19 protein-coding genes are annotated in these 21040 nt (G+C 69.4%); 8 read left to right on the top strand and 11 right to left on the bottom strand.

Annotation, left to right across the window (positions count from 1 at the left end; translation table 11 throughout):
* Positions 1–4: 4 nt before the first annotated feature.
* The gene (locus ACT541_RS04725; protein WP_476134670.1) at positions 5–328 is read right to left on the bottom strand and encodes a hypothetical protein; all 324 of its coding nucleotides are present in this window, start codon (positions 326–328) and stop codon (positions 5–7) included.
* A 66-nt stretch (positions 329–394) separates the two neighbouring features.
* Positions 395–955 carry a MerR family transcriptional regulator gene (locus ACT541_RS04720; RefSeq protein ID WP_476134668.1) on the bottom strand — a complete coding sequence of 187 codons (561 nt, stop codon included), beginning with the start codon at positions 953–955 and terminating at the stop codon, positions 395–397.
* 206 nt (positions 956–1161) lie between these two features.
* Between ACT541_RS04720 and ACT541_RS04715 the strand changes: the two genes are divergently transcribed.
* Positions 1162–4299, top strand: a complete 3138-nt coding sequence (locus ACT541_RS04715) for a PAS domain S-box protein (RefSeq protein ID WP_476134667.1) — start codon at positions 1162–1164, stop codon at positions 4297–4299.
* Here ACT541_RS04715 and ACT541_RS04710 read toward each other — a convergent pair.
* Entirely contained in the window at positions 4266–4982 is a 717-nt protein-coding gene (locus tag ACT541_RS04710) for a response regulator (RefSeq protein ID WP_476134665.1), read from the bottom strand. The two genes, ACT541_RS04715 and ACT541_RS04710, sit on opposite strands and share 34 nt — an antisense overlap.
* Positions 4983–5144: 162 nt before the next feature.
* Between ACT541_RS04710 and ACT541_RS04705 the strand changes: the two genes are divergently transcribed.
* Entirely contained in the window at positions 5145–5912 is a 768-nt protein-coding gene (locus tag ACT541_RS04705; RefSeq protein ID WP_476134664.1) for an IclR family transcriptional regulator domain-containing protein, read from the top strand.
* A gap of 19 nt (positions 5913–5931) precedes the next feature.
* On the opposite strand, the gene coaA is transcribed toward ACT541_RS04705, so the two are convergent.
* The 8 genes from coaA to ACT541_RS04665 all read right to left on the bottom strand — a co-directional run bounded on the left by coaA (position 5932) and on the right by ACT541_RS04665 (position 16488).
* On the bottom strand, positions 5932–6927 hold the full coding sequence (gene coaA / locus ACT541_RS04700; protein WP_476134662.1) for a type I pantothenate kinase: 996 nt from the start codon (positions 6925–6927) through the stop codon (positions 5932–5934).
* A gap of 110 nt (positions 6928–7037) precedes the next feature.
* The gene (locus tag ACT541_RS04695; RefSeq protein WP_476134660.1) at positions 7038–7361 is read right to left on the bottom strand and encodes a phosphoribosyl-ATP diphosphatase; all 324 of its coding nucleotides are present in this window, start codon (positions 7359–7361) and stop codon (positions 7038–7040) included.
* A 54-nt stretch (positions 7362–7415) separates the two neighbouring features.
* Positions 7416–8192, bottom strand: a complete 777-nt coding sequence (gene hisF / locus ACT541_RS04690; RefSeq protein ID WP_476134658.1) for an imidazole glycerol phosphate synthase subunit HisF — start codon at positions 8190–8192, stop codon at positions 7416–7418.
* Between the two features lie 109 nt (positions 8193–8301).
* A complete protein-coding gene (locus ACT541_RS04685) occupies positions 8302–8988 on the bottom strand; it encodes a ZIP family metal transporter (RefSeq protein WP_476134656.1) in 687 nt (228 codons plus the stop codon).
* Between the two features lie 82 nt (positions 8989–9070).
* The gene (locus tag ACT541_RS04680; protein WP_476134655.1) at positions 9071–10393 is read right to left on the bottom strand and encodes a solute carrier family 23 protein; all 1323 of its coding nucleotides are present in this window, start codon (positions 10391–10393) and stop codon (positions 9071–9073) included.
* 143 nt (positions 10394–10536) lie between these two features.
* On the bottom strand, positions 10537–13260 hold the full coding sequence (locus tag ACT541_RS04675) for an ATP-binding protein (RefSeq protein ID WP_476134653.1): 2724 nt from the start codon (positions 13258–13260) through the stop codon (positions 10537–10539).
* A 211-nt stretch (positions 13261–13471) separates the two neighbouring features.
* Positions 13472–15439, bottom strand: a complete 1968-nt coding sequence (locus tag ACT541_RS04670; RefSeq protein WP_476136032.1) for a phosphoenolpyruvate carboxykinase (GTP) — start codon at positions 15437–15439, stop codon at positions 13472–13474.
* Between the two features lie 317 nt (positions 15440–15756).
* Positions 15757–16488 (bottom strand): HugZ family pyridoxamine 5'-phosphate oxidase, encoded by a 732-nt coding sequence (locus ACT541_RS04665; RefSeq protein ID WP_476134651.1) that lies wholly within the window; start codon positions 16486–16488, stop codon positions 15757–15759.
* Positions 16489–16765: 277 nt separating this feature from the next.
* Between ACT541_RS04665 and ACT541_RS04660 the strand changes: the two genes are divergently transcribed.
* The 6 genes from ACT541_RS04660 to ACT541_RS04635 all read left to right on the top strand — a co-directional run bounded on the left by ACT541_RS04660 (position 16766) and on the right by ACT541_RS04635 (position 21032).
* Complete coding sequence (locus ACT541_RS04660) at positions 16766–17467, top strand: response regulator (RefSeq protein ID WP_476134650.1); 702 nt, start codon at positions 16766–16768, stop codon at positions 17465–17467.
* Positions 17468–17474: 7 nt separating this feature from the next.
* Entirely contained in the window at positions 17475–19265 is a 1791-nt protein-coding gene (locus tag ACT541_RS04655; RefSeq protein WP_476134649.1) for a stimulus-sensing domain-containing protein, read from the top strand.
* 31 nt (positions 19266–19296) lie between these two features.
* On the top strand, positions 19297–19749 hold the full coding sequence (locus ACT541_RS04650; protein WP_476134647.1) for an HPr kinase/phosphorylase: 453 nt from the start codon (positions 19297–19299) through the stop codon (positions 19747–19749).
* Between the two features lie 148 nt (positions 19750–19897).
* Positions 19898–20296 (top strand): PTS sugar transporter subunit IIA, encoded by a 399-nt coding sequence (locus ACT541_RS04645; RefSeq protein WP_476134645.1) that lies wholly within the window; start codon positions 19898–19900, stop codon positions 20294–20296.
* Between the two features lie 22 nt (positions 20297–20318).
* Entirely contained in the window at positions 20319–20591 is a 273-nt protein-coding gene (locus ACT541_RS04640) for an HPr family phosphocarrier protein (RefSeq protein WP_476136031.1), read from the top strand.
* A 27-nt stretch (positions 20592–20618) separates the two neighbouring features.
* Positions 20619–21032 (top strand): HIT domain-containing protein, encoded by a 414-nt coding sequence (locus ACT541_RS04635; RefSeq protein ID WP_476134643.1) that lies wholly within the window; start codon positions 20619–20621, stop codon positions 21030–21032.
* The last annotated feature ends 8 nt before the right edge of the window (positions 21033–21040 follow it).

Here is a 21040-nt window from a genome sequence, read left to right as displayed (position 1 = left end):
TGCCTCAGGGGCTCTCGTCGGACGACGACGTCTGCAGGACGACCGGGCGCTGCGGCGGTGACATGAGGCGATCGACGGCGCGGACGAAGCGGTCGAGCTCGCCGATCAGCAACCGCGAGCGTTCCTCGTTCCTCCCCTCGGCGAGCAGACGGGCGCGGAAACGCGCGATCTCCTCGAGGACCGGTTCGGCGAAGAACCCGGCGTCCTCGGCGGGAAGCAGTCGCAGGTTCTCCGCAAATCGCGCGATCCACTGCAGGAATTCGCGATCAGCCGGCGTCAGGTCGTCGAACCGCCCCGCCAGCGTGATGCCGAAAGTGACATCGTCCATCGATCCACTTCGCCCCCGAATGGATGATCGGGGCGACGGAGCGCCGCCCCGCCGTCAGGTCGCGTCTCAGACGGCGCCCCCGATGCGACCGATGGCGTCGGAAAGCGAGCGATCGAGATTGTTCAGTTCGGCGATGCGATCACGCACGTCACCGACCAGGGCGACCAGAAGGCCCTCGAGGCGAGCGACCACCGCGGCCTCTTCGGCACGACCGTCGATCAGGTCGAGGATGGTACGGATCGCCGGCAGCGAGGCCTCGTAGGCGCGCAGGGCGACGATGAGGCGAATCCGGTGGAAATCGCGCCGCGAATAGACGCGCTGCATACCGCGGCGACGCGGCTCGAGCAGACCGCTCTGCTCGTAGAAGCGCAGGGCGCGCAGAGTGACGCCGAAATGCGCCGCGAGTTCGGAGATCGAGGCACGGTCGACGTCGAGATCGACCGGAATGCCGCTCTTGCCCGAGACCAGCGAGGCGATACGCGCGAGGCGATCCTCTTCCGCCGCGGCGGCGGCAACGCCCGGACGCAGGCCGGGCGAGGGGCGCCCCCGCTCGGTTCGCGACATTCCGTTGTGGAGGTCGACGGCGGCTTCGGCCGAACCTTCCGTGTTCTGGCTGCGATACGTCATGGTGTCATCCGAAGAAAAACTCGTATGCCGCCACAAGACACGCCTTGCGTCACCGTTGTTTGCCGCGTTCGCGACGTTGCGTTACATTATGTGACGAGAGATCGAAATTTCTGGTTGAGTTCTCGGCGCACGACAAGGACGCGACGAGCGGCGGTCTCGACGAGACGAGTGCGCAGGAGAGGGCATGTCCCTCGGGGGAGGCACGGATGGCGCCCGCTACGCCTGACGGCAACGGTCGAGACGGCGTCGTCGGTCGGTCCGCCCGTTGGCTCGGGCGTCTCGTGGGCCGGTTCCGCAAGGCGTGTTCGGACCCCGCTCTCGCCGTCCTGGTGACCGTGGTGATCGGCGCGATCGCGACGCTCGGGCGCATGGCGATCCCCGACGGCCAACCCCGCTTCATCACCTATTATCCGGCCGTGGCCTTCACCGCGCTGTTCGTCGGCGTGTGGGGTGGGCTGCTGCTGACGGTCCTGTCGACGGCCTTCGCGACATGGGCCTTCGTCAAGCCCTACTACGAATTCGCGGTCGAGAACCCCAACGACTGGATCTCGATCGGCATCTTCTTCGGCACCGGCGTGATGATTTCCGTCCTGGCGGCGCTCGATCGGCTGCGCGAGGAGGCGCTGCGCCGTGGCGATGCGTTCGATCTCGCCTCGAGCCGGGAGCGGCAGGCGACGATCGTCGAATCGCTGCGCGAGGGCGTGATCGAATTCTCCGCGACCGGCGCGATGCTCGACTGCAACCCGTCGGCCGAGCGCATTCTCGGGCGCAGCCGGGCACGCCTCGTCGCCGAGAAACGCAGCGTCGCCGACTGGGACGTGCGCGACGCCCGGGGCCAGCCGATGGACATCGCCGAACACCCGCTGACCCGGGTGTTGGCCACCGGCCAACCCTGTTGGGACACGGTGATCGGCCTGGCGGTGGACGGTCGCATCCTGCGCCTCCTCGTCAATTTCAATCCGATCCGCCGTCCCGGCGAGGAGGAGGTCTCCGGCGTCGTCGTCTCCTTCTCCGACATCACCGACCGCATCGCCCGCGAACGCGAACTGTCGGAGAGTCGCGCCCGCTTCGTCTCGATCGTCACTTCGGCGATGGACGCCATCGTCTCGGTCGACGACGAGGGTCGCATCCTGCTGTTCAACGCCGCCGCCGAACGCATGACCGGCTGGAGCGCCGACGAGATGATCGGCCGGACCTTCGAGGCCCTGGTCCCGGACAGGGAGCGCGGCGGACACATGCTGCGTTTCCACCATCGGCAACGCGAGGAATCGTCGGACTTCAGGAAACGCGACCTCGCCGTCTCGATCCTCCACAGGAACGGCGGTGAGATTCCGGTCGAGGCCTCGGTGTCGCGGGTCGAGACGGCCGGCCGGACGATGTACACGGTGATGATGCGCGACATTTCCGAGCGACTGGCCGCCCAGCGGCTCGACGCCCGGCTGGCGACGGTGGTGCGCTCGTCGCCGGACGCGATCATGACGATCGATCGCGAGGGGCTCATCCTCACCTGGAACGACGCGGCCGAGCGGATGTTCGGCTATTCCGAAGCCGAGGCTATCGGCATGCCGATCGAGCGGCTGTCGTTTCCCGACCAGCCGAAGGACGGCCGCTGGGTCACCGCGCGCATCGCCGCCGGCGAGAGCGTCAAGATCGAGGCCCTGCGGCGGCGCGCCGACGGAAGCGGCATCGAGGTTCTGTCCTCCGGTGCGCCGCTGCGCGACGCCGCGGGCAACGTGGTCGGCGGCGTTGCGATCATGACCGACATCTCCGAGCGCAAGCGCGGCGAGCGCAGGCTCGCCGAGCGCGACGCGGAACTGCGCCACACGCTGGCGGCCGCCGGTCTCGGCGTGTGGTGGTGGGACGTCGCCACCGGCGAGATCCACTGTGACGAACGCAGCCGCGTCCTGTTCGGTGTCGACGAGACCGCGACGGTCGAAGCGATCGCCGCGCGACTGACCGCACCGGGGCGCGACGCCTTTCCGGCTCTCGCCCGCGACCTCGTCGACGAGACCGCGGCGCGAACGCTGGAGCTCGAGATCGCCGGGCCGGACGGATCGGGCGAGCGCTGGCTGGTCGCCACCGCGCGGCCGCGCCGGATCGAGGGCGATGCGCGCGAGATCTGGGGCACCGTCGCCGACGTCACCGAGCGGCGGCAGGCGGAACGGGCGCTCAAGGCGGTCGAGTCCAACCGCCGCCTGGAGGCGCTCGGCCGCATGACCGGCGGCATCGCCCACGACTTCAACAACCTGCTGACGATCATCTCGGGCAATCTGCAGCTGCTCGAGAGCGTCGTCGACGACGAGGCCGGCCGGCGCTGGCTCGAGGAGGCGCTGCGCGCCACGACGGCGGGCACCGACCTCAACGCGCGGCTGACCACCTTCGCCCGCCAGCGCCGGCTCGAGCCGGTGGTCACCGACCTGCGCGACCGGGTCGGGCAGATGATCGGCATGATCCGCCGCTCGGTCGGCAAGACCATCACCGTCGACTACGTCTCGGCCCAACCGGACTGTCTGGTGCGCATCGACGCGGCCGAGATCGAGACGGCACTGCTCAATCTGGTGTTCAACGCCCGCGATGCGCTGCCGGAGGGCGGTCACGTCGCGATCGAGGTGCGCGGCGTCGACGTCGTCGACGGACCCGACCTGCCGCTCCACGCCAAACCCGGCCGCTACGCGCGGCTGACGGTCAGCGACGACGGCGTCGGCATGAGCGAGGACGTCCGGGCGCGGGCCTTCGAACCCTTCTTCACCACCAAGGCGATCGGGCGCGGCACCGGCCTCGGCCTCGCCACGCTGCACGGCTTCGTGCGGCAGTCCGGCGGTTTCGTCACGCTGTCGAGCGAACAGGGCCGCGGCACGAGCGTCGCCATCCACCTGCCCTGCGCGGGGTCGAGCAGCGGCACGGCGGTCGGCGGGGCAGCGGGCGGCATGGCGCGGGGTGAGGGTCTCGTCGTGCTGGCGGTCGAAGACGATGCCGGCGTGGCCAAGGTGACGCGGCATCGCCTGGAGGAACTCGGCTACACGGTGATCCAGGCCGGCGACGCCCGGACGGCGCTGGAGCGGCTCGCCGAAGGCGAGAAGATCGACCTCGTCTTCTCCGACATCGTCATGCCCGGCGGGTCGAGCGGCATCGATCTGGCGCGCCGGCTGGCGCACGAGCGTCCCGACCTGCCGGTGCTGCTGACCACCGGCTTTGCCGAGGAACTGTCGGGGAGCGAGGGAAGCGACCTGCCGCCGGTGCTGCGCAAACCCTATTCGCGGGTTGAACTGGCGAGCGCTCTGGCCGGTGCCGTCGCACGACACGCCGCGCCTCAGCCGGCCGAGACCTCGGCGGTGAAGACGTAGCCGACGCCGCGCACCGTCTTGATCAGGGTCGGAACCTCGGGGTCGGCCTCGATCTTCTTGCGCAGCCGGGCGATCTGGGTGTCGATCGAACGATCGAAGGGCGACCACGCGGCGCCCTTGGTGAGATCGAGGATCATGTCGCGCGACAGAACCCGCTTCGGCCGCTCGACGAAGATCGCGAGAAGGTCGAACTCCGCCGTGGTGAGGTCGACGATCGTGCCGGTCGGGTCGACGACGCGGCGCTCGGCGCGGTGGAACGACCAGCCGTCGAAGGTGCGGCGGTCGGTGTCGGCGCGGGCGTCCTGCGCCGGTTCGCTCCGGTAGCGGCGCAGCACCGCGCGGATGCGGGCGAGCACCTCGCGCAGATTGAAGGGCTTGGTGATGTAGTCGTCGGCGCCGAGTTCGAGGCCGACGATGCGGTCGACGTCGTCGGCCTTGCCGGAGATCATGACGATCGGCAGGTCGCAGCGTCGGCGCACCTCGCGGGCCAGCGCCAGACCGTCCTCGCCGGCGAGGTTGAGGTCGAGCGTCATCAGCGCCACCGAACCGCCCCCGAGCGCTTCCCACATGGCCCGTCCATCGGCCGCCTCGCGCACGTCGAAGCCCTCGCGTGTCAGGAGTTCCCTGAGCAGCGTGCGGACCTGCGATTCGTCGTCGACGACGAGGATGCGCTTGTCGTTCACCGGTCGGCTCCCATGTCGGCTCGACGGCGCGGAGTATCCGGTATCACGCTCCCGGGTGCAATCGCTCTCGAGGCGGAGGCGTCGCGCCTCTCCACTGGACAGATCGTGGCCGCCGACGGTATGTAACGGTCCTGTTGTTCGCATGACGTACGAGTATTCGACATGGCTCCCCGGATCGAAACCGTCGCCTCCTTCGCCAAGGGGCTCGATGTCATCCGCTCCTTCGGCGTCGACGCGCGCCGCCAGACGATCACCGAGGTTGCCGCGCGCACGGGCATGACCCGCGCCGGGGCGCGGCGTTTCCTCCACACGCTGGTGGAGAGCGGTTATGCGCGGACCGACGGCAAGCACTTCGAACTCACCGCCCGCGTGCTCGAGCTCGGCAATTCCTATCTCTCGGGCATGAGCGAGCTCGAGACGGTGCGCGACATCCTCCAGGATCTGACGCGCGAACTCGGCGAGAGCGCCTCGGCGGCGACCCTCGACGGGCCGGACATCATCTATGTCGCCCGTTCGCCCGCCCGCCACCGGCTGATGAGCATCGGGCTCTCGGTCGGCACGCGCTTCCCCGCCCATGCGACCTCGATGGGTCAGGCGATGCTCGCCCAGCTGTCGCAGAACGAGTTCGACCGTTTCATGCGCGAGAGCCGGATGGAGGCCTTCACCCCCAACACGCTGACGACGCGCGACCAGTTGCGCGCCCGCCTCGCCGAGGTGCGGCGGCGCGGCTTCGCGCTGGTCAACGAGGAGCTCGACTACGGCGTGCTGTCGCTGGCCGTGGCGATCCCCGGCCGACCGGCCAACGCGCGGCTGGCGATCAACCTCTCGGCCTCGGCCGCACGCACCAGCGAGGAGACGATGGTCGAGCAGTTCCTGCCGCGGCTGGAGCGGGCGGCGGCGCAGATCGCCATGGGCGGCAGCGCGCGCTGAGGCGCCGCCGCGGGTCGCCTCACAGCTTGCGCAGGTCGACCGAGACGATGCGGTGATCGGCTCCCTTGGTCAGCACCAGGTCGGCGCGCGGGCGCGTCGGGCGGATGCTGTCGTGCAGGTTCACCAGGTTGATGTTGGTCCACAGATCGAGCGCGGTCTTCAGCGCCTCGTCGGCGGAGATCTGCGCATAGCGGTGGAAGTAGCTCTCCGGCTTGCGGAAGGCGGTCTCGCGCAGGCGCATGAAGCGTTCGACGTACCAGGACTCGAGCAGGGCGTCGTCGGCGTCGAGATAGATCGAGAAGTCGAAGAAGTCGGAGACGAAGGGCAGGCCCTGGCCGTTCTTCGGCAGTTTCGACGTCTGCAGGACGTTGAGCCCCTCGAGGATCAGGATGTCGGGCCGATCGATCACCACGTGCTCGTCGGGCATGACGTCGTAGACCAGATGCGAATAGACCGGGGCGGCGACGCCCGCCTTGCCGGCCTTGACCGCGGCGAGGAACTCGAGCAGCGCGCCGATGTCGTAGGACTCGGGGAAGCCCTTGCGCCGCATCAGGCCTTCGCGCTGGAGCACGGCGTTCGGATAGAGGAAGCCGTCGGTCGTCACCAGATCGACCTTGGGGCTCGACGACCAGCGCGACAGCAGCGCCTTGAGGATACGCGCCGTGGTCGACTTGCCGACGGCGACCGAACCGGCCAGCCCGATGACGAAGGGCACCTTGGAGCCCTCGCCGCCGAGGAAGCGCTCGGTGACGCGGAAGAGCTCCTGCGTCGCCTCGACATAGTGCGAGAGCAGGCGCGACAGCGGCAGGTAGATCGTCATGACCTCGTCGAGGTTGATCGGATCGTTGAGACCGCGCAGGCGCACCAGATCCGTCTCGTCGAGGGTCATGGGCGTGTCGGCGCGCAGGCCCGCCCATTCCTCGCGACCGAAGCGGCGATAGGGCGAGAAGTCGCCGGAGGACGCCTCGCCGTGATGCGAGGCCCCGCGGGAACGGGCGTTCGAACGTTGGTCCACCGAGACCTTCCCCTGCGGGGCGCACGGAGGCTCCCGCTGTTTGCCCGGGCGGATCGCACCGCGATCCGTCGGACCCCTCGTCGGCGGATCGCGCCGCGATCCGTCCGCCCTCAATCCTTCGGGCGGGAGGCCTTCTCCTCGAGGCCCGTCTGCCCGGTGCGGCCCGCGAGGACCGTCATCACGTCGTCGACCGAGACGCCGCCCGCCTTGAGCACCACCAGCAGGTGGTAGAGCAGGTCGGCGGACTCCGCCGCCAGTTCCTCGCGACTGCCGACGACGGCCGCGAGCGCCGTCTCCACCGCCTCCTCGCCGAGCTTCTTGGCGCAGACGGGCATGCCCCGGCCGAGAAGCTTGCGGGTGTACGACTTGTCGTCGTCGGAGGCCGCGCGCGCCGCGATGATGGCCTCGAGGGTCGAAAGAGTGAAGTCCGACATAGGTTTGACCTCGCGAGGCACGAACGGCAAGCAATGCCGTCGGCGGCACGGCTTTCAGTGATCGAGACGCATCGGAATGCCGGCGCGGGCCATGTGTTCCTTGGCCTCGCGGATCGTGTGGGTGCCGAAGTGGAAGATCGAAGCGGCGAGCACGGCGCTGGCGCCGCCCTTCAGCACGCCGTCGACCAGATGGTCGAGATTGCCGACGCCACCGGAGGCGATCACCGGCACGGTGACGGCGTCCGAGACCATGCGGGTCAGTTCGAGATCGAAGCCGATCTTGGTGCCGTCGCGGTCCATCGAGGTGAGCAGGATCTCGCCCGCCCCCAGCGCCACGACCTCGCGGGCGTAGTCGATGGCGTCGATGCCGGTGCGGTTGCGGCCGCCGTGGGTGAAGACCTCGAAGCGGGGCGCCTCGCCCGGCTCCGACACGCGCTTGGCGTCGACCGCCACGACCACCGACTGGCCGCCGACCTGACGTACCGCGTCGGCGACGAACTGGCGGTCCTTCACCGCGGCGGTGTTGATCGACACCTTGTCGGCGCCGGCCTCCATCAGGCGGCGGATGTCGTCGAGCGTGCGGATGCCGCCGCCGACGGTGACCGGCATGAAGCAGACCTCGGCCGTGTGGCGGACGACGTCGAGGATGATGCCGCGGTTCTCGTGGCTCGCGGTGATGTCGAGGAAGCAGAGTTCGTCGGCCCCGGCGGCGTCGTAGGCGGCGGCGGCCTGCACGGGATCGCCGGCGTCGATCAGATCGACGAAGTTGACGCCCTTGACGACGCGGCCGTCCTTGACGTCGAGACAGGGAATGACCCGGTTCTTGAGCATGGGAAGCGGCAACCCTCGTACGACCACGCCGACGCGCGGCGGATTTCGCGGCCTCTCATAGCGAAATGCGCGCGAAAGCGCCATAGGCGAGGCGGCCGGCTGCGCCGATTCAGATCGCTTCCTCGAGCAGCAGCAGCATCAGGAAGCCGACGAAGAACAGGCCGGTCGCCCAGGGCGAGTCTTCGACCGAATGGGCCTCGACCAGCAGTTCCTCGGTGACGAGATAGAGCAGCGCCACGAGGCCGAAGGCGAAGGCGCCCGTCACCACCGCCGGCGACGCCATGGCGAGCGGGGCCGAGAGGAGGACGCCGACCGGCAGCATCAACGCCAGAGCCGCGGTCGTCCCCACGTCGCGCAGCCGTGCCTTGCCGCCGTCGCCGAGCTCGACCGAGACCGACAACGCGAGGAACAGGATCTCGATGGTCAACGCGACGGTCAGCAGCAGACCCGCCTTGTCGCCGGCCCGGAAGGCGAGGCCGAGCACGACGCCGTCGATCAGGATGTCGGCGCCGATCAGCGAGACGAGGCCGGCCTTGCCGTGAACCCGCTCGCCGACGACCTTCAGCCCGAGCATGGCGAGCGTGCCGAGGCCACCGCCGATGACGATCGGCCAGATCGCGCCCTGATGCTTGACGTGCGGCAGGATCTCGACCGCCGCGGCCGAGAACACGATGCCGGCGGCGAAGTGCTGGATCGCCGAGACGACCCCGTGGGACGGCCGCCGGATCAGGGTGAGGATCCCGCCGAGGATCGCCGCGAGAATGGGGATCAGCGTGTAGCCGAGGGCCGTGGTCATCGGGTCGCTCCGTACCTCTGCACGATCGACGGCGGCGAGGTCGCCCCCGCCGCCGCTTTCCGTCGTTCGCTCGCAGCCCGCCTCAGGGCGCCGGCATCGCCGTGGTGTCCTCGTCGTGGCCCTTCCGGTTGAGCAGGGCGTAGAAGAGGATGGCGCCGAAGGTGGCGGTGCCGATGCCGCCCAGCGTGAAGCCGCCGAGCTTGAGCGTCAGGTCGCCGGCGCCGGCGATCACCGCCGCGGCGGTGGTGATCAGGTTCTTGGTCTTGGAGAAGTCGACCCGGTTCTCGACCCAGATGCGGCCGGCGGTGGCCGTGATCAGGCCGAAGATCACCACCGACAGGCCGCCGATCACCGGCACCGGGATGGTCAGGATCAGCGCGCCGAACTTGGGCGAGAAGCCGAGCAGGATGGCGATCACCGCCGCCACCACGAAGACGATGGTGGAGTAGATCTTCGTCACCGCCATCACGCCCATGTTCTCGGCGTAGGTCGTGACACCCGTGCCGCCGAAGAAGCCCGACAGGATGGTGGCGAGACCGTCGCCGACGAAGGCGCGGCCGACGTAGGGGTCGAGGTTGCGGTCGGTCATGGCGCCGATCGCCTTGATGTGACCGAGGTTCTCGGCGACCAGGATGACCGCGACGGGGGCGATCAGGGCCATGGCGCCCCATTCGAAGGTCGGCGTCACGAAGTGCGGCGCGCCGAACCAGTCGGCCTTGCCGAGGCCGGAGAAGTCGATCGGCTTGCCCATGCCGAAGGCGCCGGCACCGATCGCGTAGAAGAGGTAGCCGGCGGCGCCGCCGATCAGCACCGGGATGCGGCGGAGCACGCCGGGAGCGTAGACCGCCGCCGCACCGACCGCGACGATGGTGACGAGGCCGACCATGCGATCGAACTCGGAGCCCGACATGTTCTTGACGGCGATGGGCGCGAGGTTGAGGCCGATCGCCGCGACGATGCCGCCGGTGACGACCGGGGGCATCAGCTTCTCGATCCAGTGGTAGCCGGCCTTCATCACCGCCAGGCCGATGGCGAGATAGACCACGCCCGCCGCGACGATGCCGCCGAGGGCCACCGCCATGCCGGTGTTGGCGCCGGCGCCGGAATAGGCCGAGGCCGCGATCACCACCGCGATGAAGGAGAAGGACGAGCCGAGGTAGGAGGGCACCCGGCCGCCGACGATCACGAAGAAGATCAGCGTGCCGATGCCGGAGAACAGCACCGCGACGTTGGGGTCGAAGCCCATGATGATCGGGGCGAGGACGGTGGAGCCGAACATCGCGACCACGTGCTGGAAGCCGGCGATCATCGTCTGCGTCCAGGGCAGGCGCTCGTCGGGGGCCACGTGGTCGGCGGTCGTCAGTGTCCACTTCGGAAACCAGCCGGTGGTGCGTTCGTCGGTCATGGGGACCTCGATCTCGTGCGGGAAGGGGCCGACTCGCCGCGCGCGACGGCCGGATCGGCGGCCACTATTCCATGCATGTCGCGGAAGAAAAGGCCGCCGCCCCGGTCAGGAGGTCGCGGTGGAAAACCATGCACCGATTCTTTTCACGCCTCGGCGCCGCCGCCGCTTCGATCGAGCTCGGCGCGGATCGCCACGGCGAGTTCGTACTGGGTGTAGGGTTTGCGCAGGACGCGGAACTCGGTCTCGCGCCGGGCGCCGGGGTCGTCGATCTCGGGCGAGTGGCCGGTGGTGAGCAGGATCGGCGTCGTCCGCCCACTCACGCGCAGACGGCGGGCGAGGTCGAGGCCCGACAGGCCACCGGGCATCACGACGTCCGACAGCACGAGGTCGATCGCCTCGCCCGCCTCGAGCCGGGCGAGGGCGACGACCGCGTCGGCCGCCTCGACGACGTCGTAGCCGAGGGCGGCGAGGCGCTGGCGGGTGATCGCCAGAACGTCGGGATGGTCCTCGACCAGCAGGATGCGTTCGCCCCGACCGGCCGGCGGCTCGCGCGTGGCGAGCGCGTCGCCGCTGGTCGTGCCGACCCAGCGCGGCAGGTGGATCGACACGGTGGTGCCGCGCCCCGGCTCGCTCGTCAGCCGCACGAAGCCGCCGGACTGGCGCACGAAGCCGTGCAGCGTCGCGAGCCCCAGACCGGTGCCGCGACCGACCTCCTTGGTGGTGAAGAACGGGTCGAAGGCGCGCGCCTGGACCTCGGGCGACATGCCGACACCGGTGTCGGAGACGCGGATCACCACATAGTCGCCGGTGCGCGGCCGGTCCTCGCCGACCACCGGCTCGTCGACCAGCGACACCACCGAGGTCTCGATCTCGATCGTGCCGCCGGCGGGCATGGCGTCGCGGGCATTGAGCGCGAGGTTGAGGATGGCGTTGTCGACCTCGGTCGGGTCGACGAGCGCGATCGCCGGTTCGCTCGAGGCGGCGACGCGGATGACGATGTCGGGGCCGACGGTACGCTCGAGCAGCAGGGCGACCGCGCCGACGCGGGCGGCGACGTCGGTCTCGGCCGGCGCCAGCCGGCGACGGCGGGCGAAGGTGGCGAGCCGCTGGTTGAGATTGGCGCCGGCCTCGGTCGCCTTGAGCGCCGCCTCGATCAGGGCATGGGCGCGATCGGAGGTCGGCGCCATCTCGAGCAGCTGGAGATTGCCGGAGATGATCGTCAGCAGGTTGTTGAAGTCGTGGGCGATGCCGCCGGTCATCCGGCCGAGCGCCTCCAGCCGGCGCGACGCCTCGATCTGCTTGATCAGCACCTCGGCATGACGGCGCGGCGTGATGTCCTCGACGGTCGCGACCACATAGGGCGGGTCGGAGGAGCGCACCACCGAACCGGAGAGCATGATCGGCACGATCGTGCCGTCGGGCCGCAGCAGGCGCCGCTCGGCCGAGATCGTCTCGACCTCGCCGGCGGCGAGCCGCCGCAGCGAACGCAGGACGGCCTCGGCGTCGTCGGCCGGCATCACGTCGCGAATGCCGACCCGGCCGAAATCGTCCGGCGGCCGGCCGGCGATGCGCGACAGCGCCGGGTTCGAGCGCAGCCAGCTGCCGTCGCAGCCGAGATGGACGATGCCGAGATCGACCGCCTCGAAGGTGGCGCGATAGAGCGTCTCGGCCGCCTGGGCACGACGACTCTGCTCGAGTTCGGCGCGGGCGGCACGCACCGTCTGGCGCTGCCACAACAGGAAGGCGACGACGATGCTGGTGCCGAAGGCCACCACCAGCGAGGCGCCGGCGGTGAAGAGCAGGACCTGCAGATCGCTCGCAGCCGCCGATTCCTCGATCGCCGCGACGGCGAGCCAGTCGGTCCCGGCGATCGGCGTCGCGGCGGCGAGCCAGAGGCGGTCGCGATAGGTGATGGTGGTGATCGCGGTCGTGCCGGTGGCGGCATCGCGGCCGAAGGTCGTCCCGGTGAAGCGCTGGCCACCGCCGACCGGAATCGCCTGCTCGCGATCGAAGAAGGTCACCCACTCGTCGCCGTCGCGCCGCACCAGCAGCGTCGTCTCCTTGATGCCGGGCGACAGCAGGGTGCGCAGGAAGACGAAGAGCGTGTCGTCGAGCCGCATGTCGGCGACCACCATCGCGTCGAGCGGCGTGTCGCCGGTCTGACCACCGGAGATGCGGGCACCGAGCGTGATGATCAGGCCGCCGTCCCGACCGATCCAAGTGATCGGCCGCACGGCGGCATCGGGGGTGTCGGGCAGCGGATCGGGTCGCGGAGCCGCCGACGAGCCGCAGGGCGAGGAGCCGTCGTCGCGCAGGATGCGCATGTCGACGAAACCGAGGACGCGGGAGCCGCGTTCGCGCTGACGCATGATCTCGGCGCAGGCGCTGGCCGGCGCGTTGCCCGGGATCTGGGCGACGATGCGCACCAGCGGCAGACCGGCGATGGTGCGCAGCGCCCCGGCGCGCCCGGAGAGCCAGGCGATGGCGGCATTGGACTCGATGTGGGCGGCGATCCGCAGATCTTCCCGTGTCCGATCGCGAGCACCCTCGACCTCGGCACGATAGACGAGGTGGAAGACCGCCAGGACCGTGGCCGCCACCAGCGTCACCGCGATCAGTGGCGTCCAGTACTCGCGCCTGCGGATGACCGGGCTCTCGACGTCGCTGGCGGCGATGCGCCCGAGCACGACTTGGAGCAACGTGCCGGTGACGGCGATGAAGAGCATGCCCTTGGCGGTGCCCGCCCAGGCGGCGTCCACCGAGGAGGGAAGGAAGCTCAACATCCGGTCGGAGAAGAAGATCCACGCGCTCGCGCAGGCCACGTAGCCGAAGACGATCGTCGCGACGCGCCCCGTGGACTTGGTCATCGATGCGTATCCGAATTCATCTGCAGCCCGGCTCCGTGGTCGCGCGCATCGTCCCGCCCGATCGAGGACGACACAAGACCCCTATCAGTCGACGCCCCCCGGACCAACTGCGACGCCCCGACGTCAGCGGGTGCGATCTTCGGGCATGGTGAAAAAGACGAGGCCCCGGAGGGTCGTTCCTCCGGGGCCTCCGATCGGACGGACGGGTGGATCAGGCCACCAGTTCCCACACCTGCGGCGAACGCTCGAGACGGGCGACGAGCAGCTGGCGCTCGAGTTCCATCTCCTTGGGCAGCTTGTCGCCGAACTGGGCGAAGTGGGCGACCTGATCGGCGGCCTCGGCGAGGCCCTTCTCACGGTCGACCTTGACGATCTCGTCGTACTTCGCCTTCGGGAAGTCGAGACCCTTCCAGTTCAGATCGGCGTAGCGCGGCACCCAGCCGTAGGGGCTCTCGACGGCACCGGCGCGGCCCTTGACGCGGTTCACGATCCACTCGAGCGCGCGCATGTTGTCGCCGAAGCCCGGCCACACGAACTTGCCGTTCTCGTCCTTGCGGAACCAGTTGACGCGGAAGATGCCCGGCGCTTCCGGCAGCGAGCGGCCGATCGACAGCCAGTGCGCCCAGTAGTCGCCCATGTTGTAGCCGCAGAACGGCAGCATGGCGAAGGGATCGCGACGCATCGCGGCCTGGCCGACGGCGGCGGCGGTGGCCTCCGAGCCCATGGTGGCGGCGAGGTAGACGCCGTGCGCCCAGTCGAAGGACTGGAACACCAGCGGGAACGCCTTGGAGACGCGACCGCCGACGATGAAGGCCGAGATCGGCACGCCGGCCGGATCTTCCCAGGCCGGGTCGATCGAGGGCACCTGAGAGGCCGGCGCGGTGAAGCGCGAGTTCGGGTGCGCGGCGGGACGGCCGCAGCCCGGGGTCCACTCCCGGCCGGTCCAGTCGATGAGGTGCGACGGCGCCTCGTCGGTCAGGCCTTCCCACCACACGTCGCCGTCGTGGGTCAGCGCCACGTTGGTGAAGATGCAGTTGGCGTGCAGCGTGGCGAGCGCGTTCGGGTTGGACTTCTCGTTGGTGCCCGGGGCGACGCCGAACAGGCCGTTCTCCGGGTTGATCGCGTGCAGGCGACCCATGGCGTCCGGCTTGATCCAGGCGATGTCGTCGCCGATCGTCGTGACTTCCCAGCCCTCGTAGCCCTTGGGCGGGATGATCATGGCGAAGTTGGTCTTGCCGCAGGCCGACGGGAAGGCGGCGGCGACGTAGGTCTTCTCGCCCTGCGGGTTCTTCACGCCGAGGATGAGCATGTGCTCGGCGAGCCAGCCCTCGTCACGCGCCATCACCGAGGCGATGCGCAGCGCAAAGCACTTCTTGCCGAGCAGCGCGTTGCCGCCGTAGCCCGAACCGAAGGACCAGATCTCGCGGGTCTCGGGATAGTGGACGATGTACTTGGTGTCGTTGCAGGGCCAGGTGCTGTCCTTCTCGCCGGCGGCGAGCGGGGCGCCGACCGAGTGGACCGCCGGCACGAACTCGTCGTCGCCGAGCACGTCGAGCACCTTCTGACCCATGCGGGTCATGATGCGCATGTGGACGGCGACATAGGCACTGTCGGTCAGTTCGACGCCGATGTGGGCGATCTTGGAACCGAGCGGGCCCATCGAGAACGGGATGACGTACATGGTGCGGCCGCGCATGCAGCCGTCGAAGAGACCGGAGAGCGTCTTGCGCATCTCGTCCGGGTCCGCCCAGTTGTTGGTCGGGCCGGCGTCTTCCTTGTTCTTCGAGCAGATGTAGGTGCGATCCTCGACGCGCGCCACGTCGGACGGCGCGGAACGGGCGAGGAAGGAGTTCGGACGCTTCTCCGGATTGAGGCGGGTGAACACGCCCGCGTCGACCAGTTCCTGGCAGAGGCGATCGTATTCTTCCTGCGAACCGTCACACCAATAGATGCTGTCGGGCTTGGTCAGCGCAGCGACCTCTTCGACCCAGGCGATCAGTTTGGCGTTCTTGGTGGGAGCTCGAGACATCAAGGGTTCTCCGGTGGACGTGTCGCGCTCCTCCCGGTCCGCCCTCCGGCCGCCGGTCGCTCGCGCATGACTTTCGGTTCCGTTGTGATGCGGCGGCCGAGCGGCCGCCGTCGGCGGAAGGGATCTCCTGCCGGGCCGATCGCTGCGGATCGGTTCGGCTTGGGGTCGGCGCCTCCCGAGGGAAGCCGTCGACCGGCGGTGGGGTTCGTTTCGCTGCGGGCGCCGTCGCCCGAAAGGGCTGCCGACGACCGGTCTCGATCAAATCCGCGACTCCGCCGCATGCGAACTCCCGGCCATGCCCCCCGCCTGCAACATCGTGCAGAACGGGGCACCCGTCCGGAAGGACGGTCAACTCGGGTTCCGTTCTGGTTCCCACGAGCCGGCGCAAATTACTACACGGCCACCGTTGTGAACAAGTCTGTCTAAAGTCGGATCGTGCTTGTTCTCAATATAACGATTTAAGAAATTTATTGCAGCGGGACGGATTCTTCCCAGCGAAGCAAAAGGCCCATGAATTCGTCCGGCGAGGTCGCACGTCCCGGCAGGACGAGGCGGCGATAGGCGCGGATTTCCGCCCCCGTCGAGGCGAGATCCAGCCCCTCCGGGTCGAGCCCGATCGCCGTCCAGTCCTCCCCTTCCCCGCCGAGCCGGCGCGCGAGCGCGGCGAGACGGGCGGGATCGGCGGCGAGTGTTTCGAGCAGATCCGGCTCGGCGGCGAGCAGGGCCTCGCAGCCCGCGAGGTCGAGCAGGAGATCGTCGCGGCGGACATGCATCGCCCGGCCGAAGCCGGCGACGAGATGGGCCTCCTCGACCACCAGACGGAAGAAGGCGAAGTCGGCGAAGCCGGCATAGAGCGAGGCTTCGGGCAGGCGGGCGAGATAGCGCCGCGCCGCCGTCGCCGGATCGGCGATCTTCTCGACGCGGCCGACCACGGTGACGCGGGCACCCTGCTGCGGGTCGGGCGCGGTGCGGTCCTCGAACAGCAGCGAGGCACGCGGGTCCTCGGCGAGGTTGCGGGCGTGGGCGGCAAGCGTCGAGACCAGCAGGATCGGCGTGCCGTCGGCCTCGCAGGCGACCGAGACCATCGAGCCGAAGGGATGCCCGGTGCGCCGGGCGATGGTGGCGAGCGCCGCGGTGCGCGCCTGACGCAGCAGGCGGCGGGAACACGCCACGGGAGAAAAGTCGTCGTCCTTCGCCATGATCGCCTCCGCTGCTTCGCCGGTCCACGCGATGGACGCCCGGCGCGTCGTCGACGTCAACCCGGCGCGGAATGCCCCGTCGTCGCGGGCGGCCGTCGCCGGCATCGTCGCAAGGGCGTCACGGACGACGGAAGGGTCGCGGCACCCGGCGGAAATACGGGTCCACAATCGCCTCGCGAGCGGTATATGATCGCCGCCATGATTTGCGCGCAATCACCGTGCGAAAAGGCGCGGTGATCCCCCCGCGGCGATCCCCACCCGGAGACAGGCATTCCCCATGCCCACCATCGCCCTCGTCGACGACGACCGCAACATCCTCACCTCCGTCTCGATCGCCCTCGAGTCCGAAGGCTATCGCGTGCAGACCTACACCGACGGCGCCTCGGCGCTGGACGGGCTGAAGGCCAGTCCGCCGGACCTCGCGATCTTCGACATCAAGATGCCGCGCATGGACGGCATGGAGCTGCTGCGCCGCCTGCGCCAGAAGTCCGAGCTGCCGGTGATCTTCCTGACCTCGAAGGACGACGAGATCGACGAGCTCTTCGGCCTGAAGATGGGCGCCGACGACTTCATCCGGAAGCCGTTCTCGCAGCGCCTGCTGGTCGAGCGCGTCAAGGCGGTGCTGCGCCGCGTCGCGCCGAAGGGCGAGGGGCCGGCCAAGGTCACCGACGCCCAGCGCGTGCTCGAGCGCGGGCCGCTGGCGATGGACCAGGAGCGTCACACCTGCACCTGGAAGGGTGAGCCGGTGACGCTGACGGTCACCGAGTTCCTGATCCTCTACGCGCTGGCGCAGCGCCCGGGCGTGGTGAAGAGCCGCAACGCGCTGATGGACGCCGCCTATGACGATCAGGTCTATGTCGACGACCGCACCATCGACAGCCACATCAAGCGGCTGCGCAAGAAGTTCAAGGCGGTCGACGACGACTTCGAGATGATCGAGACGCTCTACGGCGTCGGCTATCGCTTCAAGGAGATCTGACGCGACCGTGTCGGAGGCTTCGGACATCGACGAGGGCACCGGCCGCCCCCCGCGCGGCCGGCGCGGCAGTCGCTACCTGCGGCTCGCCGGAAGAAGGCTCAACCGCCTCGCCGGCGCCACCGCCTTTTCGAGCCTGACGCGACGCATCGTGCTGCTCAATCTCGGCGGCCTCGTCACGCTGGTGCTCGCCGTCCTCTATCTCAACCAGTTCCGCGCCGGCCTCACCGACGCGCGGATCGAGAGCCTCGAGACCCAGGGCGAGATCATCGCCGCGGCGATCGGCGCCTCGACGATGAAGGAATCCGGGGCGACCGGCATCGACCTCGACGCCCTGCTCAGGGCCGAGGCCGGCGACAAGGCCGAGAAGGACCCCGACACCGGCGACGATCTGTCGACGCTCGAATTCCCGATCGACCCGATGCGGGTGGCGCCGATCCTCAGGCTGCTCGTCTCGCCGGCCAAGACGCCGGCACGGGTGTGGGACCGCGACGGTTTCCTGGTGCTCGACAGCCGCACGCTCTATCGCACCGGCGCCTTCTTCCCGCCCGACGCGCCGCCGGCGCCGGCACCCGATCCCGGCCTGTTCCACCGGGCGATCGAGGTCGTGTCGCGGCTGATGCGCGGCGGCCACGACCTGCCGATCTATCGCGAGGTCGGCATCTCCGCCGGCAAGGACTATCCGGAAGTCGCCGCGGCGCTCTCGGGCACGACGACGCCGATCGTGCGGGTGACGCGGTCGGGCGACATGATCGTCACCGTGGCGGTGCCGATCCGGCGCGGCGGCAAGGTCCTCGGCGCGCTGCAGCTCTCGACGCCGGGCGGCGACATCGACGCCATCGTGCGGGCCGAGCGCATGGCGATCCTGCGGGTCTTCCTGGTCGCCGGCGCCGTCATCATGCTGCTCTCGTTCCTGCTCGCCGGCACGATCGCGGCGCCGCTGCGCCGGCTCGCGGCCGCCGCCGATCGGGTGCGGCGCTCGGTCAAGGCGCGCGAGGAGATCCCCGACTTCTCGGACCGTTCCGACGAGATCGGCCATCTGTCGCGGGCGCTGCGCGACATGACCAACGCGCTCTACGGCCGAATGGACGCGATCGAGAGCTTCGCCGCCGACGTCGCCCACGAGCTGAAGAACCCGCTGACCTCGCTCCGCAGCGCGGTCGAGACTCTGCCGTTGGCCAAGTCCGACGCCTCGCGTGGGCGCCTGGTGGAGATCGTGCAGCACGACGTGAAGCGGCTCGATCGCCTGATCACCGACATTTCCGACGCCTCGCGGCTCGACGCCGAACTGGCGCGGCAGGATTCGGCGCCGGTCGACCTGCAGGCGCTGGTCGAGGCGGTGGTGTCGCTGCAGAACGACCTCGCGGAGAAGCGCGGCCAGAGCGTGAAGCTCACCACCCGGCCGCTGGGCGCGCCGCATCTCGCCTTCGTGGTGATGGGTCACGACAGCCGGCTGGGTCAGGTGATCACCAATCTCGTCGACAACGCCCGCTCCTTCTCGGCCGAGGGCGCCGAGGTCCGGGTCGATCTCGCCAAGCTCGGCAGTTGGATCGAGATCGCCGTCGACGACGACGGACCGGGCATCCGGGCCGAGAAGATCGACCGCATCTTCGAGCGCTTCTACACCGATCGGCCGGAGAGCGAGGGCTTCGGTAACAATTCGGGCCTGGGCCTCGCGATCTCGCGCCAGATCGTCGAGGCGCACGGCGGCACGCTCCACGCGGAGAACCGCAAGGCGGCCGACGGGTCGATCCTGGGCGCCCGCTTCGTCGTGTCGCTCCCGGCCGGTTCGGTGACCTGATAGGATCGCTTCGACCGAGAGGACGAACATCATGGGCCATCCCGTCACCATCCATGCTTCCGCGCTGATCTACGAGGGCCGCGGCGTCCTGGTGCGCGGGGCGACGGGGGCCGGCAAGTCGCGGCTGGTGTTCGATCTGGTCGAGGACGCCTCCGCCCACGGCCACGACGCCGCGCTGATCGCCGACGACCGGGTGACGATCGAGGCCCATCACGGCCGCCTCGTCGCCCGCACGCCGGCCACCATCGCCGGCAAGATCGAGGTGCGCGGCATCGGCATCGTCGACATGGCGCACGAGCCGGCCGGCGTCGTCGCCCTCGTCGTCGACATCGAGGAGGTCCAGCCGCCACGGATGCCGGAGGAGGACGCCCGCTACGCCGTGATCGCGGGGGTGCGGCTTCCCGCCATCAGGCTGTGGCGGGAGGACCTGCGCGGGGTGCGCCGGGTGCGCAGCGCGCTGCGCACCATCGCGGGAGAAGCGTGACGCAATGCAGGAATTTGCAAGTTCCACAAATTAGAGACTTGAAGTTCGTCGCGGCCACGCCCATTTTTGCGCGCTACCCACGTGGGACGCGGTCATCCGTCGCAAGAACGGACGCCGGCCCGGACGTAGGCCCGCAGGAGCATACTCGATGATCGGTCTCGTCCTCGTGACCCACGGGGATCTCGCAAAAGAGTTCGTCAAGGCTCTCGAGCACGTCGTCGGCCCCCAGCGGCAGATCGCGACGATCTGCATCGGACCGGAGGACGACATGGAAATGCGACGCGGCGACATTCTCGCCGCCGTGACCTCGGTGGACACCGGGGACGGCGTCGCCATTCTGACGGACATGTTCGGGGGCACGCCCTCCAACATGGCGATCTCGGTGATGAACGGCGACGCGATCGAGGTGGTCGCCGGCATGAACCTGCCGCTGCTGGTCAAGCTCGCCAAGGTGCGTTCGGAGCGCAAGCTGATCGACGCCGTGATCGAGGCCAAGGAAGCCGGCCGGAAGTACATCAACGTGGCCAGTCAGGTCCTCCAGGGCTGAGAAAGGCATGGGTTTCGACGGAATGGCGAGCTTCGAACGCAATCTGCCGATCACCAACAAGCGGGGGCTGCACGCACGGGCGTCGGCCAAGTTCGTCCAGACCGTCGAGAGCTTCGACGCCGAGATCGAGGTCTCCAAGGACAACCAGACCGTCTGCGGCACCTCGATCATGGGGCTGATGATGCTGGCGGCCTCGATCGGCACGTCGATTCACGTCAAGGCGTCCGGTCCACAGGCCGCCGAGGCGCTCCAGGCGATCGCCGACCTCGTCGAGGCCCGCTTCCACGAGGAGTGAGGCCGCCCCTTCCCCGGAGCGTTCGCCATGTCCGGCTTCGAACTCGATTCCCGTCTCGCCGCCGACACGTTCACCGTCGCCGATCTCGCGCTCTGCCGGATCCTGGCGATGCGGAAGACCGATCACCCCTGGCTGATCCTGGTGCCACGCCGCGCCGGCCTCGTCGAGATCCTCGACCTCGCCCCCGACGAGCGCGCCCTGATGCGTGCCGAGATCGACGCCGTCGCCGAGGCGCTGCGCGCCGAGACGAAGGCCGACAAGCTCAACGTCGCGGCGCTGGGCAACGTCGTCTCCCAGCTCCATGTCCACGTGATCGCCCGTTTCCGCGACGATCCCGCCTGGCCCGCCCCGGTGTGGGGACGCGGAGCCGTCCGCCCGATCCCGCGCGGCGACCTCGACGCTCTCGCCGCCCGCGTGATCGCGCGCCTCGGTCCCGCCTGAAGGAGCCC

The sequence above is a fragment of the Pinisolibacter sp. DMC100 genome, assembly GCF_056313705.1.
The sequence above is the reverse complement of the archived record's forward strand: the minus strand, read 5'-3'. Positions and strand labels throughout refer to the sequence as shown.

Coding starts and splice junctions, on each gene's coding strand:
- ACT541_RS04725 (WP_476134670.1), bottom strand. CDS start 328: ATGGACGATGTCACTTTCGGCATCACGCTGGCGGGGCGGTTCGACGAC.
- ACT541_RS04635 (WP_476134643.1), top strand. CDS start 20,619: ATGTCCGGCTTCGAACTCGATTCCCGTCTCGCCGCCGACACGTTCACC.
- ACT541_RS04695 (WP_476134660.1), bottom strand. CDS start 7,361: ATGTCGGACTTCACTCTTTCGACCCTCGAGGCCATCATCGCGGCGCGC.
- ACT541_RS04705 (WP_476134664.1), top strand. CDS start 5,145: ATGGCTCCCCGGATCGAAACCGTCGCCTCCTTCGCCAAGGGGCTCGAT.
- ACT541_RS04650 (WP_476134647.1), top strand. CDS start 19,297: ATGGGCCATCCCGTCACCATCCATGCTTCCGCGCTGATCTACGAGGGC.
- ACT541_RS04640 (WP_476136031.1), top strand. CDS start 20,319: ATGGCGAGCTTCGAACGCAATCTGCCGATCACCAACAAGCGGGGGCTG.
- ACT541_RS04645 (WP_476134645.1), top strand. CDS start 19,898: ATGATCGGTCTCGTCCTCGTGACCCACGGGGATCTCGCAAAAGAGTTC.
- ACT541_RS04720 (WP_476134668.1), bottom strand. CDS start 955: ATGACGTATCGCAGCCAGAACACGGAAGGTTCGGCCGAAGCCGCCGTC.
- ACT541_RS04675 (WP_476134653.1), bottom strand. CDS start 13,260: ATGACCAAGTCCACGGGGCGCGTCGCGACGATCGTCTTCGGCTACGTG.
- ACT541_RS04715 (WP_476134667.1), top strand. CDS start 1,162: ATGGCGCCCGCTACGCCTGACGGCAACGGTCGAGACGGCGTCGTCGGT.
- ACT541_RS04680 (WP_476134655.1), bottom strand. CDS start 10,393: ATGACCGACGAACGCACCACCGGCTGGTTTCCGAAGTGGACACTGACG.
- ACT541_RS04665 (WP_476134651.1), bottom strand. CDS start 16,488: ATGGCGAAGGACGACGACTTTTCTCCCGTGGCGTGTTCCCGCCGCCTG.
- hisF (WP_476134658.1), bottom strand. CDS start 8,192: ATGCTCAAGAACCGGGTCATTCCCTGTCTCGACGTCAAGGACGGCCGC.
- ACT541_RS04685 (WP_476134656.1), bottom strand. CDS start 8,988: ATGACCACGGCCCTCGGCTACACGCTGATCCCCATTCTCGCGGCGATC.
- ACT541_RS04660 (WP_476134650.1), top strand. CDS start 16,766: ATGCCCACCATCGCCCTCGTCGACGACGACCGCAACATCCTCACCTCC.